Annotated in this window: 15 protein-coding genes and 1 pseudogene; 4 read left to right on the forward strand and 12 right to left on the reverse strand. The window is 24.0% G+C overall.

The window, feature by feature from the left end; genetic code table 11:
* Window positions 1–143: 143 nt before the first annotated feature.
* Window positions 144–1,163, forward strand: a complete 1,020-nt coding sequence (locus QZ288_RS10605; protein WP_295158691.1) for a glycosyltransferase — start codon at window positions 144–146, stop codon at window positions 1,161–1,163.
* A 114-nt stretch (window positions 1,164–1,277) separates the two neighbouring features.
* On the opposite strand, the gene QZ288_RS10610 is transcribed toward QZ288_RS10605, so the two are convergent.
* From QZ288_RS10610 to QZ288_RS10630, 5 genes are all read right to left on the reverse strand, one after another.
* Entirely contained in the window at window positions 1,278–3,257 is a 1,980-nt protein-coding gene (locus QZ288_RS10610; RefSeq protein WP_295158693.1) for a VacB/RNase II family 3'-5' exoribonuclease, read from the reverse strand.
* Window positions 3,258–3,463: 206 nt separating this feature from the next.
* Entirely contained in the window at window positions 3,464–4,324 is an 861-nt protein-coding gene (locus tag QZ288_RS10615; RefSeq protein WP_295158695.1) for a prephenate dehydrogenase, read from the reverse strand.
* Between the two features lie 25 nt (window positions 4,325–4,349).
* The gene (locus QZ288_RS10620) at window positions 4,350–5,435 is read right to left on the reverse strand and encodes an NYN domain-containing protein (protein WP_295158697.1); all 1,086 of its coding nucleotides are present in this window, start codon (window positions 5,433–5,435) and stop codon (window positions 4,350–4,352) included.
* Between the two features lie 69 nt (window positions 5,436–5,504).
* Window positions 5,505–7,664, reverse strand: a complete 2,160-nt coding sequence (locus QZ288_RS10625) for an AAA family ATPase (RefSeq protein WP_295158699.1) — start codon at window positions 7,662–7,664, stop codon at window positions 5,505–5,507.
* A gap of 17 nt (window positions 7,665–7,681) precedes the next feature.
* Complete coding sequence (locus tag QZ288_RS10630) at window positions 7,682–8,752, reverse strand: metallophosphoesterase (RefSeq protein ID WP_295158701.1); 1,071 nt, start codon at window positions 8,750–8,752, stop codon at window positions 7,682–7,684.
* 538 nt (window positions 8,753–9,290) lie between these two features.
* On the opposite strand from QZ288_RS10630, the pseudogene QZ288_RS10635 reads away from it, so the two are divergent.
* The 3 genes and pseudogenes from QZ288_RS10635 to QZ288_RS10645 all read left to right on the forward strand — a co-directional run bounded on the left by QZ288_RS10635 (window position 9,291) and on the right by QZ288_RS10645 (window position 11,664).
* Window positions 9,291–9,679, forward strand: a pseudogene (locus tag QZ288_RS10635) (glycosyltransferase).
* A gap of 67 nt (window positions 9,680–9,746) precedes the next feature.
* A complete protein-coding gene (locus QZ288_RS10640) occupies window positions 9,747–10,136 on the forward strand; it encodes a hypothetical protein (RefSeq protein ID WP_295158703.1) in 390 nt (129 codons plus the stop codon).
* Complete coding sequence (locus tag QZ288_RS10645) at window positions 10,126–11,664, forward strand: glycosyltransferase family 39 protein (RefSeq protein WP_295158705.1); 1,539 nt, start codon at window positions 10,126–10,128, stop codon at window positions 11,662–11,664. Before QZ288_RS10640 ends, QZ288_RS10645 begins: the two co-directional genes overlap by 11 nt.
* Here the strand turns inward: QZ288_RS10645 and QZ288_RS10650 are convergent.
* The 7 genes from QZ288_RS10650 to QZ288_RS10680 form a co-directional block, all read right to left on the reverse strand.
* Window positions 11,661–12,812 carry a CapA family protein gene (locus QZ288_RS10650; RefSeq protein ID WP_295158707.1) on the reverse strand — a complete coding sequence of 384 codons (1,152 nt, stop codon included), beginning with the start codon at window positions 12,810–12,812 and terminating at the stop codon, window positions 11,661–11,663. The genes QZ288_RS10645 and QZ288_RS10650 overlap by 4 nt on opposite strands.
* Window positions 12,813–12,861: 49 nt before the next feature.
* Entirely contained in the window at window positions 12,862–14,259 is a 1,398-nt protein-coding gene (locus QZ288_RS10655; RefSeq protein ID WP_295158709.1) for a hemolysin family protein, read from the reverse strand.
* Window positions 14,260–14,277: 18 nt separating this feature from the next.
* Window positions 14,278–14,958 carry a peptidoglycan recognition family protein gene (locus tag QZ288_RS10660; RefSeq protein WP_295158711.1) on the reverse strand — a complete coding sequence of 227 codons (681 nt, stop codon included), beginning with the start codon at window positions 14,956–14,958 and terminating at the stop codon, window positions 14,278–14,280.
* Window positions 14,959–14,991: 33 nt separating this feature from the next.
* The gene (locus QZ288_RS10665) at window positions 14,992–15,492 is read right to left on the reverse strand and encodes a chemotaxis protein CheX (RefSeq protein ID WP_008725054.1); all 501 of its coding nucleotides are present in this window, start codon (window positions 15,490–15,492) and stop codon (window positions 14,992–14,994) included.
* 207 nt (window positions 15,493–15,699) lie between these two features.
* Window positions 15,700–15,888 (reverse strand): hypothetical protein, encoded by a 189-nt coding sequence (locus QZ288_RS10670; protein WP_295158715.1) that lies wholly within the window; start codon window positions 15,886–15,888, stop codon window positions 15,700–15,702.
* Window positions 15,867–16,595: a glycosyltransferase gene (locus QZ288_RS10675; RefSeq protein ID WP_295158717.1), complete on the reverse strand. Its 729-nt coding sequence runs from the start codon at window positions 16,593–16,595 to the stop codon at window positions 15,867–15,869. Before QZ288_RS10675 ends, QZ288_RS10670 begins: the two co-directional genes overlap by 22 nt.
* Before the next feature lie 2 nt (window positions 16,596–16,597).
* On the reverse strand, window positions 16,598–16,805 hold a 208-nt coding region (locus QZ288_RS10680; protein ID WP_295158719.1), incomplete at its 5' end, for a hypothetical protein.

Raw genomic sequence — 16,805 nt, forward strand, 5'->3', positions numbered from 1 at the left:
AAGTCAAGTCAAGTCAAGTCAAGTCAAGTCAAGTCAAGTCAAGTCAAGTCTAATTAGTAAAAATATTTTTTATATTTACCTATTTTCCTTGATAGGATTAATTTATTTTGCATTCTATAAAATAATATTTTCAGGATTTTCTTATGAAAGATAAAATTAATATATGTTTAATATCAGATAATAATTTTGTAGAATACTTATCAGCAGCCATTATTTCAATATTAAAAAATTCTTCTAATGAAGATAGATTTCATTTTCATATAATAGAGATAGATATTGAAAATATTAATAAGAATAAATTGATAAAATTGAGAGAAATAAAATATTTTGATATATCTTTTTATAAATCAGATAATATTAATAAATATAAAAATTGGATGAAAAAATTAAAAGAGATAAAACCTTGGATAAAACATCATTATAGTATTTTTATAAAACTAGATATTCCGTTTATACTTAAAGATTTAGATAATGTTTTATTTTTAGATGCTGATATGTTAGTTTTAAGCAGTGTCAGTAAATTTTTTGAATTTGATATGTCTAATTACTCTCTGCTTGTTATACAAAACGATCAGAAATGTTTATATTGGATAAATGAAGAATTTGAAAATTGGATGAAAGAAATTGGTTTGAGAAAAAGAGATTATTTTGGCAGTTCGATTCTATTTTTTAATATTAAAAATATAAGAGAAAAACAAGGAATACAAAATATAGAAAAATTGTCTGATGAATGCTTTGAAAAATATATGAATATCATATTTACAGATGAACACATACTATATTATATTTATAGAAAAATGACAGTATATGTTGATTTTAATTTACATATATCTTTAGAGTGGCCAGAATATGCTAAAAAATTTGATCAATATGATATAAAAGTACTCAATTATGCAGGTTTATCAAAACCTTTATCTCTAAATAATAATGGAAATATAGATGATAAATATATGATATTTTGGCAGTATTTTTCTGAAACTCCGTTCTTTAAAGAAAATTATTTTAAATATATGAATATTTTTGCTTCTAATTCTCCGAAAAAAGAAATAAATAAATTAAGAGAAGCAATAAATAAAATTGTGGATATAATAGTTTACCCAATACCTTTTAGAAAAATAAGAAAATCAATAAGAAGTAAAATTAATAATATCCTTAACTCTTAATATTTTGCATATTCTCTTAAGCAAAAACAAATCATAATAAATTTTATGCTCACTAGAATATACATATAATTAATATTTTTTGTAATATAAAAAATATAATGCTTAAATTTAATATTATCTTCTTTTTTTAGATTTTTTTCTTTCATTTTTATAGCCACGCTTTTTATTTTTAGAAGATTTAGATTTTCTTGAATATGTTTCTTTTTTATTTTTCTTATTCTTTAAAAAGTCTCTGCTGTCTATTATATCTCTTCTGTCAAAGCTATTATCAAATTCGCTTGCAGGTATGAAGTCAATGAATAGTTCTTTTATATCAACTTTGTAAACAGCTATTTTTATTCTGTCGCCTAATGTATACCATTTAGCATCTTCCTCACTATAGGCTGCTTGTTCATTCTCATCATATCTATAATGTGATTTTAAAACAGCATATCTTATTAAACCCTCTATGCCTCTGTCTTCTATTTCAACGAATATTCCAAAATTTGTAATTCCGCTTATTATTCCATTATATTCGTTTCCTATCTTATCTTTCATAAATCTTGCAGCTTTTACTTTATATAAACTTCTTTCGCATTCAACTGCTATTCTTTCAGTTTTTGAACAATACTGAGCACAGCTGCTGAAAAATTGCTGCATAGAAGGCTTTAAATTATTTATGCCTTCCAATGACATTTTCAAAAGCCTATGAGTAAGCAAATCTGTGTATCTTCTTATAGGCGAAGTAAAATGAGTATAATATTCAAAACCCAATCCGAAATGCCCTATATTATTAATATCATATACAGCCTGCTTCATTGAACGAAGGAGCAGGGTAAGAAGCAATTTTTCATCAGGCTTTCCAATTATAGATTCTATAAATGAATGAAAATCTAAATTACCGTCAGCATCTTTTATAACTCTGTATCCTCTGTTGAATGCTATTCTTGTAAATGTGTCTAATTTATCTTTATCAGGGCTGTCATGAACTCTGTAAATAGAGCCTTTTATATTTTTTAATTTCTTCGCTGTTTCGCAGTTTGCAAGGAGCATTAATTCCTCTATTATTTTATGAGTTTCCTTTCTTTCGCCAATAAAAAAGTCTTTAGGATTTCCGCCTTTATCTAATATTATTTGAGTTTCATTAAGATTGAATTCAATGCTTCCGTTTTCTATTCTTTTTTGAAGAAGTATTTTTTTCACATCATCAGCATTTTTTAATAATTCTATAAGCCAATCTTCATCTTGTTCTATACCGTCCAAAATATCCTGAGCATAATCATAAGTTAATCTTCTGCTTGACTTTATTACGCTTTTATGAAAACTGCTTTCTTTAATATTTCCTTTATTGTCTATTGTGATAAACACTGTTATTGTGAATCTGCTCACACCTTCATTCAAAGAACATATACCATTTGAAAGTTCATACGGAAACATAGGATAAACTGTATCTATCAAATAAACACTGTTTCCTCTTTTTCTTGCCTCTCTGTCTAAAGCACTTCCCATAACTACAAAATGACTCACATCTGCAATATGGACTCCTAATTTATAGCCCTCATTTAATTTTTCTATACTTACAGCATCATCAAAATCTTTAGAATCTGCTCCGTCTATAGTTACAGTTCTTATATCTCTTAAATCTATTCTGTCAAATTCCAATTCTATATTTTCCATACTATCAGGCAGTAATTTTGCTTCTTCAAGGCATTTTTTTGAAAATTCTGTAGGTACATTATATGACTTTGCTATTATTTCAGCATCTTTTTTGGCATTATTAATATCTATTTTTATTTCAGGCTTAGCTATGCTTGTTTTTTTATTTCTATTGTCAGATTTATTTTTTTTGAAATTTAATCTTTCTTTTTTATTCTTTAATGTATCTTTTTCTCTTTCTTCTATTCTTTTTAATTCTCTCTCTAAATATTTAATTCCTTCATTAGTGAGTTTTAATTTATTTGATTTTTTTATGATAAGCCCCATTGAGAAAGACTTTTGAAGCATTTTTTCAAAGCGAAGTTTATCTTTTTTACTCTCTGCATATTTTTTTTTATAATCTAATATATCTAATTCTTTTTCTTTATTAATTCTTTTCAATAATTTTATTAATTTCATAGTATAGGTATATCCGTAGTTTGTATTAGATTGTATTTATATTTTTCATAAATAATTGTTTTATTTATTATATCAGTATTATTTATAATGTCAAACCTTAGTTTTTTACATATTTATAATAATATTGTTTTAATATTAGAAAGCATTTATTATTTATGTCCTCATATTTTTAATATTTTTATGGGGACATAAAATTTAATTATTATTTAGATATTTATTTTTTCTTTTAATATGCTCCATTCTTTTTTTATATTATTAGAGTTTTGCATAAGTTTTTTTAATTTATCTGTATTTTTATCATTTAATGCATTTTTAAAATCATTGAGGCATTTTATATATTTGTCTAATGATTCATATAAATAATCTCTATTATATAAAAATAATTCACTCCACATATCTGCATCTATAGTACCTACTCTTGTATGATCTCCCAAACTGTTTCCCTCAAATCCAAGCGAAGATAAAAAATCATTATGGTTAACAATACTGCAGGCTATTATATGCATAAGCTGACTTGTAAAGGCTATCATTTCATCATGCTTTTTTGCAGTTGTTTTTGTAATTTTTAAGCAGCCTATGTCAATGGATAATTTTTCTATTATCTTTATATCATTTTCATCTGCATTATCATTATTTATTATAATGGCATTAGAGTTTTTAAATAGAGTTTCAGAAGAGTTTATATATCCGCCTTTTTCTTTACCAGCCATAATATGAAGCCCTACATATTTTTTATCTTTAGTATTATTAAAAATATCAGTTTTCACTCCGCAGAAATCAGAAAGTATTTTTTTATCATCTATTAAATGCTTGTATCTATTTATAATATCTATTGCTATAGAAGGCAATGTGCATATCATAATAATATCAGATATTTTAAAAAATTCTTTTATATTATTATCATCATTATAACAGCCTTTTGATATATAGCCTTGCTTCAATGCAGATTCTATATTTTCTTTATTTGTATCAGCAGCATATATATTATAATTTTCACCGCTTGCCTTTAATGCTTTGATTAAAGAGCCTCCCATTAATCCAATTCCAATAACCATTATATTTAACATAATACTGCCTCTAATAATTATTTATTTATATATTTTCTAATATTTCCAATACTTTATTTTTATCTTTAATAATAAAACTATTTCCCTTATTAGTTAATTCAATAGGAACATCTTTTTTTATTATATAATCTATAAATCTGCTGGGCTTTTTAAATCTTGTATTTTTTACAGCACTGGAATTACTTCCTATTTTAAATTTTTTATTAATTTCATTCATAGTATTAGCCAGAGAAATATTATAGTTTTCTTCATAATTATAAAGTATTTCTTTGAAAGCCAATACAAAATTTTTTTCGCTTATTTCAAAGCTGTTTATATTTAGAATTTTTGACATCATACTATTAAATATATTCATATCATTAATATAAAAATCATCATTATCTATTTTTGTATCTATTCCATTATTGTTTAAATATTTAAGAAGATTTTTTATCTTTTTAAATTGTGTTTGTTCTATTGCACTTTTTCCCTTTTCAAGATTGAAGTCTTCATTGATTTTATTGCATATATCCGATATAGAAATTTTTATAGCTTCAGTATTTTGGCTATTATTTATTTCTAAAACTCTATTATAAAAGAAATTTAAAAATTCTGTTTTATCTATACTATTTTCTTTTTTTATTTCATTTTCATATATTTCTGATAACTTATAATCTTCAATTTTGAATATATGACTGCTTGTATTTTTAAATATGCCTCTTTTTGTATTATCAAATATAGTAACAATTCCTACTAAAGCATTGTATCTGCTAAGCCTATCCATAATAACAGTATAATCAACATCTCTGGTTACAAATATGATTATATCTGTTTTTTTATCTATAATATAATCTTCAAAAGCATCTATTGATGACATCATATCAGCCATATTTTTAGTTTTATTCACAGGCACAGAATAAATAATATCTATATGCAAATCTCTAAGCTGTTTAGCATATTTTTTTATTGACTTTGCATCTGCGTATGATTTTTTTATAGAATAAAATATTTCTTTATCTTTTAAATTATTTTTATAAAATGAAATTATATTATTAAGCATAAACTCAAAATTAATTTCATAACCCAAATGCGATATATTTTCTAAATCTATATATATACCTATTTTTTTCATAATGCTGCCGATATTTTTATAATGATTATATTGTATAAAAAATTGATAAAAATACAATACTATAAATAATTATGATAATTCATGTATAATTGCTTCTTTATAATTTTTCATTATATCTCTTATGAATATATCTTTAGTAAATATTGCTATAGGTATATTATATTTATTTGAGTATTCTCTTATAAATGATAATGCTTCTTTGATTCTATTATTATCAAATGTAATAAAAGGATCATCTAAAAGTATTAATCTTCCAGCTTCATGTATTTTTGTAAGTATAGAAAGACGCATTGCTATATAAACAGCATCTTTTGTAGCAGATGATAATAATTCTACATTTCTGCTTTCATTATGCTTATCTTTTACCATTATTTTATTTTTGTCAAAACCTGACATTTCAATTCCTTCATCTGATAATTTTTTACCCGTTATATGATTATATAAAACTTTAGCTTCATTTGAAAGAGAATTAAATATATCATCATTTTTTTTATTTATCTTTGAAAGCATATCTTCAAGAAGCTCCAAAGCCTTTTTTCTTTTATTTAAATTTCTTATCTCTTCATTATTGCAGGCAAGTTCGCTTTCAAAATTTATTATGCTGTTATGTATATTATCTGCACTGTTAAGTTCTCCCTGAATATAAGAAGCATTTGACATAACTTTATTCATATTATCTTTTATAGAATTAATTTCTCTGTCTAATATTTTTAATTTATTTTCTAATGCCTTAATTTCCATTTCATTAAAATCATCAGGATTAATTCCTTTCTCATCAAGCTCTTTTAATATTCTGCTGCAATTAGCTTCTAATGTAGGTATATCTTTAAAGCCGAATTTCCTTGCTTCTATAATAAGTTTTGAAAATAGTTCTTCAGTGCTTTTATATACATTATCAAAATTAGTCTTTATCTCATAATAATTTTCTTTATTTTTTATATTAAGTTTTTTAAAAATAATATTCAATTCTTCATTATAATTTTTTAAATTTATTAAGGCTTCCTCTAATTCTTTATTATATTTTTCTAATTCTTCATTATCATTTTTTTCAAGTATTAATTCTATTTTAGCTAGTTCTTTTAAAAGTATATCTTTTAATTCTGATATATCTAAGCTTTCAGAGTTTATATCAAGTTCAGGAAGAGAATCTAATATATCATTAATAAATTTATCATTTTTATTTTCTTTTATAAGAAGAAATGGTATAGAAGGAAGTATTATTAAAAACCAATAAGTATTTTTAAAAAATAAACTTAATAATGCTGATATGAAAATCATAACAGCTAAAAAAACTATTTTCGGTATTTTTTTATTTTTTTCTTTTAAATCATCTGTTTTTTTTATTGCTTTATTTATTCTTAATATTATGCTTTGATAATCTGTTTTATTTTTATCTTCTGAAGATTTTTGTAAAGATTCTATTTTTCCTTTCAAATATGATATTTTATTTTCGCATTCATCAAGTTTTTTTTCTGCATCATTTATTATTTTTGAATGATCTTTTTGAAGATTAATATTTTCTTTTATGAATTTATCTTTTTTATAAAATTCATTTATCATAGTTATTATATTTAATAAGTTATTTTTTTCTTTTGACCTATTTTTTTCTTCTATTAAAGAAACTAATCTATTATATTCATCAGCTTTATCTTTTAAAATATTATTGCTTTCTTTTAATAGCTCATCAAGTTCTTTTAATCTTTCTCTTTTATTTACTTCTGTATCAGCCTTGCTGTATAGATTATTTAATTCTTCTTTTATTTCTTCATTTCTGTATTTTAGATTTTTTAATAATACAGGTATAGAACTCTGTGATTTTCCTGAATATTCTGCCTTTACTTCCGATATTATTTTACCAATATCTATATCTGAAGCGAATAATTTTTTCTTTATCTCGCTTTCCCAATCTTTAGAATCTTTTTTGCTGTCTGACATTTCAAATATTATTTCGCTTTGCCTTATAGAATATAAATTATTATAAGACTGTGGATGAAGTTTTATATTTTCATCTATATTTGGGATTGTATTAATATCTATATCATCTCCGTATCTTAATTTTATCTGCTTTGCAAATGATGAAGTTTTTTTATTTTCTGAAAATAAAAGCATTAGAGAATCAAATATAGTTGTTTTTCCTGATTCATTTTCTCCGTAAAATAATGTGAGTTTATCCGATATTTCAAAAGATTTGTTTTTGAACTTTCCGAATCTATTTAAATTTAATATCATTTTTATTTTCCGTTTTTTTATCTTTTTTTATTTTGTAAAGCAGCATATATTTTTTCTATGCCTATTCTTCTAGCCATTTCAGATATTTCCAAATCTTCTTCATCATTGGTATTAAATTCATATTCATCAGCTATTTCTAAGAACTCTTTTATAATGCTTTCACTGTATGCATTTTCAAGTAAAAATAATTCTGAAGTTTTTATATTAATATCTCTAAGATACTTTGAATATTTATTTTTTATTATATTTATTTTCTCTTCAATCTCATTTTCATCATCTGCTATTCCATAAATATTTATATCTATTATATCATTCTTTCCCCATACTGAGGCTTTCTGTTCTAAATTTGATAAATTATTAATATTTATTTCGTATGCCCTATATTCTCCTGCATTTTTTATATTTATAAATGTTTTTTTAATGGAATTATTTTCTATATCAATAGCTAAACATCTTCTTACACCCATTTCTGATTTAGTTCTTCTCCAAACTCTGGCAGAACCTGTATATATTATTTCTATATTTTCAATATTAATTTCCATCTGTTTATGTATATGTCCTACTATTGCAGTATCAGGCTCTATTTTTTTTATTATATCTATAGGTATGCCTAGAGCCTCTTCATTTTCTTCTATAGACCATAATGTACCCTCAATGATTCCGTGAGCTATTACTATTCTCTTATCAGCATTTAAATTTTTAATTCTTTTAATTTTTTCATTATCTATAGTATATTTTTCGCTGTAGGGCAGGGCTATAATATCTAAATTATCAATATTAAAGAAACTTATATCTTCTATTACTATAACATTATCTGGAAATTTTAATTTATTTAATGTTATGCCTCTTGATTTTAAATTTTCATGATTGCCTTTAAGTAAATATACATCTTTCTGATAATTTTCCATTTTTTTTGAGAATATATCTTTTAATTCCTCTAAATCTTCAAATGTATTAAAAGTATCTCCAAGAAGCATTAAAGCATCATAATTTTCTGCATATTCTATAATTTCGTCCAAAACGGAAAGAGAATATTCTTTTTCCTGAATACTTAGATGCAAATCGCTTGATATTAATAATTTGGGCATAAATGATTTTCTCTAATTAAATTTATATTATATTAAAAAATAACAATATTTCTGCATTATAAATTAAATTATTAATTAATCAATATTATTTATATGTTATGATTGTTTAATACTTCTGATATTATAAAAATTGCGGGCATTTGAGATTTGTGAGAATAATAAACGGCTAATAAACCAATAAAAAATTTATCAGCTATTTTTTAGCGAGTTTATAGATAATAATAAAGAAGTTCAAATAAAAGTTATTTTTTTTATAAAAAATATTTTATTGTATTGCAATTAAAAAAATATAGTTTATAATACTAAAAGCTAGTTTAAGGTATCTTAATGAAACAGCAAACAGCAATTAAATAACTATTATCAAAATTTATCATTATATCTTTCAATTAAAATTCATTTTCTTTCGCCATTGCAAAATTTTTTTTATAATATATTTATAGTTGGTACTTTATTATGAAAATAAGCGTAATAGTGCCTTGCTATTAATGAAGAACTTGTTATAGAAAAATTATATAATAGATTAATAAATATATTATCAATTTATAAAGATTATGAAGTTATTTTTGTAAATGACGGAAGTGATGATAATACAGAATATATAATAGATAAATATCAGGAAAATAACAATAATATAAAACTATATTCTTTTTCTAGAAATTTCGGTTATCAGGCTGCGGTATTTTAAAAGCCTCTGTAGATATAGCAATTATAATAGATGCAGATTTACAAGATCCTCCGAAACTTATACCTTCTATGATAGACGAATATGTAAAATCAAAATCTAATGTTATATATGCAAAAAGAATTTATAGAGAAGGTGAAAATTTTTTTAAAAAAATAACTTCTAATTTATTTTATAGATTAATTAATTTATTATCAGATATTAAATTTCCTATAGATACAGGAGATTTTAGATTAATAGATTAAGAATGTAATTGATGCCTATAAACAGTTTAAAGAAAATCCAAAATATATTAGAGGGTTAATTAGCTGGATGGGATTTAAACAGCAGGCATTTCTATATAATAGAAAACCTAGAGAGGCAGGTAAGACTAAATACACATATAAAAAAATGTTTAATCTGGCTTTAACAGGCATAATATCATTTTCTACAAAACCATTAAGAATATCTTTAATTCTAGGAGTTTTATCTATACTTCTAGGAATTATATTATCTTTTTATATTTTTATTAAATACTTTTTTTTCAATGCGGATATTATAAAAGGCTGGTCTTCTATAATGATAACTGTTATTTTTATGGGCGGCGTTCAGCTTTTGAGCTTATCTGTAATTTCTGAATATTTATCAAAAATATATGAACAAATAAAAAATAGACCTGAGTTTATTATAAAAAATAAAGAGGATAGAAATTATGAAAAATAATATCAAAAAATTTATAAATATAATAATTAGCAGTAAAATTTTTCTAGTTTCATTTATATTTATAATATTCTCATATATCCTTAGAATAATATTAATAACATTTACTACTTTAATAGATGATGAAGCACATTATGCATTGTGGACAAAACATTTACCATTTGGTTTTTTTGACCATGGAGGCGGTATAGCATTCTTTATGAAATTAAGTATGATTATATTTGGAAATACTGGATTTGGAGTAAGATTTGGAAGTATTATTACAAGTATATTAGTTTCTGTTTTATTATATTTATTTTTTGTAAAAGAAAAAGATGAAAATACTGCTGTTATTTCTGTTATACTTTTTAATACAATACCATTTTTTGCGGGGCTTTCTTTAATTGTAACTATAGATACGCCTATGTTTTATTTTTTATTATTAGCTATAATGGCATATTATAAAGCAATTTATTCTAATAAAAATTATTTTTATTTGGCAGGTTTCTTGTTTGGTTTGAGTTTGTTATCTAAAGAAGGAGCAATATTTGTAGGTGCTTCGATATGTTTTTTTACATTGATTTCAAAAAATAGAAAAGATATATTTATATCTAAAGAATTTTATTTATCATTTATTATTGCTGCTTTAGTTTACAGCCCGTTTATAATATACAATTTTCAGACTGATTTTACATTTATAAAATATGCTTTATATAGACAGCTTCAAAAAGAGGGAAGTATTAGTAGAACTTTGGATTTTTGGGGAGCACAGATAGGATTATACAGCCCTTTATTTTTTATATTATTTTGCTATTTAATTGTAAAAGTATATATAAATTTTTTTAAAAAAAAAGAGATAGAAAATAATTTTTATTTTGCTTTTATATCATTAATACCTTTCATTTATATACTGCAGAAATCTTTTAAGAATAAGTTAGAGGCTAATTGGGCTTTATTTATGTATGCAGGGGGATTATTTTTAGTATCATATTATATATCAAAAAATTGGAATAAAAAATATATTAGGAATTTATTTTTAGCTAATATATTATTTTGTAATATAGCCGTATTCATAATAGTATTTCAGTATTTTTTTCCAATTATACCAATAAAAGGAGATCCTACTGACAGATATTATAAATACAATGCTATAAGATTTGAGTTAAAAGAGTATTATAATTCTAATATGAATAAAAATATAAGAATATTCGGTTTAAATTATCAAATACCTTCAATGATTAATTTTTATATTAATCCTCAAAAAGAAGCAGTATGTTTAAATTGGGGTACATATCACCCTACAGTATTTGATTTTTTCTATGATGATAAGGATTTTATAGGAAATGATTTTTATTATATAACTGCATCATCTGATACAAATTTACTCTATAAATATTTTGATAATATTGAGTATATTACAAATTTTCAATCATATAGAAAACTATTAAATAATGATATCAGAAAATTAGATAATTTTTATATTTTCTTATGCAAAAACTATAAAGGCAGACAAATTGATTATATATATAAAAATGATAAAATCAAATTTTAATTATGTGCCAAACTATTATTAGTTATATTATTTGCAAACATATTTTTTACTTTCTCATTTGTAAGAGGCGAATAAAAATTTTGTATAAGTTCATAGCCTTTTTTTATAGCATTAGTATCATAAGTGCTGTATGCATAATTACTTGATAATGAAGGCATATTAATATTAGGATCCTCATCTATAGGCTTCATAATTATTTCAAATCCGTTTTGTTTAAAAAATGCATAGTATGTTGGTACATAAGAGAATTTTATTTCTTTATTTTTATTGATTTCTAATGACACTACAGTACCTATATCAAGATGCGGATATCTTCCTTTATGATTCGCAATGAAATTACCAAGAGAGTATATTATTATTCCGCTATGATTAGTACCTTCATAGATTTCAACAGGTCTCGGAACATGAGGATGATGTCCTACTATTATGTCAACTCCGCTTTCTATTAAATCTCTTGCTGTTTCTATAGTTTTTTCTTCGGGATATGTTGTATATTCTAATCCGAAATGAAGAGATATTATTTTTATTTCATTATTTGTTGCAAGTGCCAAATCAGATTTTACTTTTTCTATTAAGTCTTCTTTTTTAGGATAGAAATTCATAAAATAGAAATGTCCGTTTTTGTTAGTTTTATGGCTTATTCCATTATCAAGCATAGTATATGCAGATATAAAAAGAGCTATATCATTAATATTTGTTATTATAGGAGCTATGCTTGTAGAATTGGTTGAGCCTCCTAAAGTTAATTTATTATTTTTATGAAGTTCTGATACAGTTTCAGCTTCTGCCTGAGCTCCTTGATCATAAGCATGATTATTTGCTATTGAAAAAGTATTAAAATAATTAAAGAAGTATTGTAAATAATCTAAAGAGCCGTTAAATTCAGGATAAGGCATAGGAGGTTTATTGGTATTAACAGCAAATTCTAAATTCGCAAATACCATATCTCCTTGAAAATAATCTTTTAAATCTATTAAAACATCATTATCTTTAAATGCATTTACAAGAGAAGGATGCGTCATTATATCGCCTGTAAATACCAATTTAATACTTTTATAATCTTCATCTGTATTTTTATTATTTTGATTATCATTAGAGCATGAATATAATAGTATTAAAAATAAAGCAATGATTATTCTTTTAAGCATAATTATTTTCCTATTTGTGTATTATTATATTTTTATTTTTTTAATTATCTTATTCATTTTGAATTTCTAAATCATTTTTTTCTATATCATAAATATCTAGCATTTCTATATTATCATCATTAGTTCTTATGTATTTTAAAGGCGTAAATTCTATTTCAACTATTCTTCTGTCTTCAACTTTTATAATTCTCCCTCTATAACTTTTTAAAATAAAACGCTCATTAGTTTCAGGTATATGATCCAGCATATCCAGTACATATCCTGCTATAGTTTGATATTCTTTATGTTCAAGCTCTAATTTTAAATTTTTATTTACATCTTCTATAGAGGCATTTCCATTTACTATTATTCTTTTACCTTTGAATCTTATAACATCCGCTTCTTTTTTATCGCTTTCATCTTCAATATTTCCCATTATTTCTTCTATGATGTCTTCCATAGTAACAAGTCCTGATGTTCCTCCGTATTCATCTATAGTAATTACCATTTGAAGCTTCTTTTTCTGCATATCATTAAATAAACTGCTTATTGTTTTAGTTTCAGGTACAAAATAAGGAAGCATTATATAATCAATAGCTTTCTTTTTTATTTTATTTATTTTTTTATTTATTTTTCCCACACCTTTTACATACTCTTTAAATAAAGCTCTGGTATGAAATATTCCTATTATATGGTCAACTGTTTCTTCATATACAGGAAATCTGGAAAGTCCTGTTTCTACAGTTAATTTTATTATTTCGCCTATATCGGTTTCAGCTTCAACACATACCATATCAACACGAGGCGTCATTATTTCTTCTACAGTTTTATTTCTAAAATCAATTACTCCTGTTAAAAGTTCATGAGTATGCTCTTTTATAATACCTTCTTTATGTCCCAAATGTATTATTGTTGTGATATCATCCATACTTGATAATGCACTTTTTTTTTCTGCATCTCTTAATTTTTTAGGTACAAAATAATTCATTATAAAAGTTGTAATCTTATCCATTAAAAAAGTTATGGGCTTAAACAAAAAGAGACAGAATTTCATAAAATATAGCAGATAGGGTATCATCTTTTCAGCATTAACTCTCATCAATACTTTCGGCAGTATTTCACCGAAAATTATAATAAGTACAGTTATTGTAACTGTAGATATTGTAACCATTAAATTAGATGATATATTCGGTATAGTATTAGCAAGCCTCATAGCAAATACTGTTATTATAGAGCTTGCACTTATATTAACTATATTATTTCCAACTAATATGGTGGGTATCATAGAACTTGATTTTTCCCAATATTTTTTATCTTCTTCTTTTATTTTTTTCTCTCTAATTAAACGCATTAAAGTAACATCATCTATAGATGTATATGCAGTCTCGCTTCCTGAAAATAATGCAGAGAGCATAACAAGAATTATAATTATAAATATTTCAAATAAATAAACTAGCAGTATTTCCATAAATTATAAACCTTAATTTTATATTCTTTTTCTAAGTTCCTCCATAAAATTAGTTCCGGGATCTCTTTTTATGGGATTAATATATTTATTATTCAATTCTTTATAAAGAGAATAATGAGGATATGTTTTATTTTTATATTCATAATGTGCTATCACATATTTTATACTTTTATATTTATTTTTTATGTATTTTATTAATTTTACATTTGCTTCTAATTGCTCTTTTGTTAATTTATCAGCATATCCTATATTTTCTATGCTTACAGATGTATAATTAAATCCTACAGTATGCCTTGCTATATATTCAATAGGTGTATTTGCATATATAGTTCCGTCAAAATCTACCAAAAAGTGCGTGCCGACATTAACTTCGCCTCCTGCCTCTATATCAGGCCTTCCATGCAGAATATCTTTTTGAAATATATTTACAGCTATTTCTAAATTAGGAGTTTCTGTAGAGTGAACAACTATTATTTGAGGATTATCCAAGTATATAAGTTTATTGCCGTAATGTATTTCTGTGTATTCTGATAATAATTGCAGCCTTAATGCATTCGGAGTAATTTTATATTTATCATTTATATTTAATTCATTTTTAGTTATATTATCTGCTTTTATTATATTATCGTTTATAGTATTAGCACATGACAGCAATAATATAGATATTATGATAAATATATAAATTATGTTTTTTATCATTTATGAATTATGTTTTTTATAATTTTATATTTATTATGCATCCATAGCAATATTAACGCTTACAAATCCAAGAGAAGATTGGAAAGGAATAATTATAGTCTGCAAATTTTTAGGTATAATTTGTATTTCTTTTCCAAAGTAAAGTATAGGAGGAGTAATATCGCAGCTTATACCTTCTTCAGCCAACTTGGTTATAGCAAGTCCGCTTATAGTATTTCCCATCTCATTAATAACGCTTCTCATCATATCTTCAAATTCATCTTCAGAATCATATTCCCCGCGTTTTTTATCTGTAAGATTTTCAGTAAGAAGCTGAGAAAAGTTTTCAGGAAATTCATATAATACCTGTCCGTTAACATCGCCGACAATTCCTATAGCAACTCCGTACCCTGAAAATAATTTACGCCCTTGTCCTTTTACAAGAGTTCCTTTTTCCATAGTAAGACCAGCCATTTCTTTGAATATCGATACTAGAGATACAATAAACGGATTAATAAATCTAACATCCATAAATTTTATAGGGGTTGTAGCCATGTTTACTTCCTTCAAATTAAATTTTTATGTTTATATTATAACATAGTTAAGTTATTATTTCAATAATAAATAACTCCATTTTAAATTATACTGTAAAATAAAAATTATTAAATTTTAATTATTTTAATTATAATAAATTTAATAAATAATAATATATAAAAAATTCACCCATTAAAAATATAACTTTTGATATTATAAACTATATATTTACATAAATTTCAATCTAAAAGAATCTCTCCACTTTCTTACAGGAATAAACCATAACATTTTTAATAAAAACTTATACAAAATATTATCTAATTTTTTATATTTGCTGCCGCCGATAGACAGCCATTTTTGATAGCTTTCATTCCATAGATTAAAAGAATCATCTTTTATTCCATTATTCCATTCCAAAATTTATGAAATCCGTAAGAATGTAATATTTTAGCGTCCTTAAAATGAGTATATTTATTAGGCAGTAAACAGTAAGTATTCAAATCCAATTTTTCATACGTAATATTAAACTCCTGTACCATCAAGCTAAAGCCAGCTTGCTCAGGAAAGTATAGATTATCAAAATATTCGGCTGTTATTTTATAACAAAAGTCATATAGTTTATTATAATCTTTTAAATGGTCTTGAAATACTATAAGCCCTCCAAGAATACTGTCTGCATACATATTATATCTTTCTATTTTGTTTATAAAATTATTATAACAGCTTCCCTCATTTATCAAAGCTTTAACTCCTGATATTGATTTTATTTCTAATTCAGAAATATCGCTTGCTATAAATATATCATAGTCTGTATATATAACAGTTTTATATTTATCTAATAATTTTAAGCATTCAAATTTGGCAAATACCATATATGTAAAATGTTTAACGCTTATAGTCTTATCTTTTAATTTATTTTTTAATGGAAAATCATATTCTATGAATATCGTTTTATGTATGCCGTTTATTAATTGTCTATCTTTCTCTGTAATTTTACCGTCATTAAAAATTATAAACTCATACTCTGAGCCTCTGTAAATATTTTTAAAATTTATGATAGCTGCAGCAATAGCAAATATCATATTTGAAGTACCGCATAGAACAATAGCAAGTTTCTTTTTCATTATTACTTTATACCTCTGCTATTTTCAAATGCATAAATATGACTGATTAATTTATATAATAAAATCTTATATCTTGAACTATAGCCTTTATCATCAAGATGAAAAACTGATGCAATGCCGAAAGAAAAGGCATTAAAATATAAAGTATAAATTTTTAGATTAGTTGTGAGTTGTGAGTTGTGAGTTGTGAGTTGTGAGTTGTGAGTTGTG

Origin of the sequence: uncultured Brachyspira sp., assembly GCF_910578695.1 — a bacterium.
GTDB lineage: Bacteria > Spirochaetota > Brachyspiria > Brachyspirales > Brachyspiraceae > Brachyspira.

Excerpts from the sequence above, each read along its gene's own strand:
- QZ288_RS10605 (WP_295158691.1), top strand. The coding sequence starts at position 144 with ATGAAAGATAAAATTAATATATGTTTAATATCAGATAATAATTTTGTA.
- QZ288_RS10610 (WP_295158693.1), bottom strand. The coding sequence starts at position 3,257 with ATGAAATTAATAAAATTATTGAAAAGAATTAATAAAGAAAAAGAATTA.
- QZ288_RS10615 (WP_295158695.1), bottom strand. The coding sequence starts at position 4,324 with ATGTTAAATATAATGGTTATTGGAATTGGATTAATGGGAGGCTCTTTA.
- QZ288_RS10620 (WP_295158697.1), bottom strand. The coding sequence starts at position 5,435 with ATGAAAAAAATAGGTATATATATAGATTTAGAAAATATATCGCATTTG.
- QZ288_RS10625 (WP_295158699.1), bottom strand. The coding sequence starts at position 7,664 with ATGATATTAAATTTAAATAGATTCGGAAAGTTCAAAAACAAATCTTTT.
- QZ288_RS10630 (WP_295158701.1), bottom strand. The coding sequence starts at position 8,752 with ATGCCCAAATTATTAATATCAAGCGATTTGCATCTAAGTATTCAGGAA.
- QZ288_RS10640 (WP_295158703.1), top strand. The coding sequence starts at position 9,747 with ATGGGATTTAAACAGCAGGCATTTCTATATAATAGAAAACCTAGAGAG.
- QZ288_RS10645 (WP_295158705.1), top strand. The coding sequence starts at position 10,126 with ATGAAAAATAATATCAAAAAATTTATAAATATAATAATTAGCAGTAAA.
- QZ288_RS10650 (WP_295158707.1), bottom strand. The coding sequence starts at position 12,812 with ATGCTTAAAAGAATAATCATTGCTTTATTTTTAATACTATTATATTCA.
- QZ288_RS10655 (WP_295158709.1), bottom strand. The coding sequence starts at position 14,259 with ATGGAAATACTGCTAGTTTATTTATTTGAAATATTTATAATTATAATT.
- QZ288_RS10660 (WP_295158711.1), bottom strand. The coding sequence starts at position 14,958 with ATGATAAAAAACATAATTTATATATTTATCATAATATCTATATTATTG.
- QZ288_RS10665 (WP_008725054.1), bottom strand. The coding sequence starts at position 15,492 with ATGGCTACAACCCCTATAAAATTTATGGATGTTAGATTTATTAATCCG.
- QZ288_RS10675 (WP_295158717.1), bottom strand. The coding sequence starts at position 16,595 with ATGAAAAAGAAACTTGCTATTGTTCTATGCGGTACTTCAAATATGATA.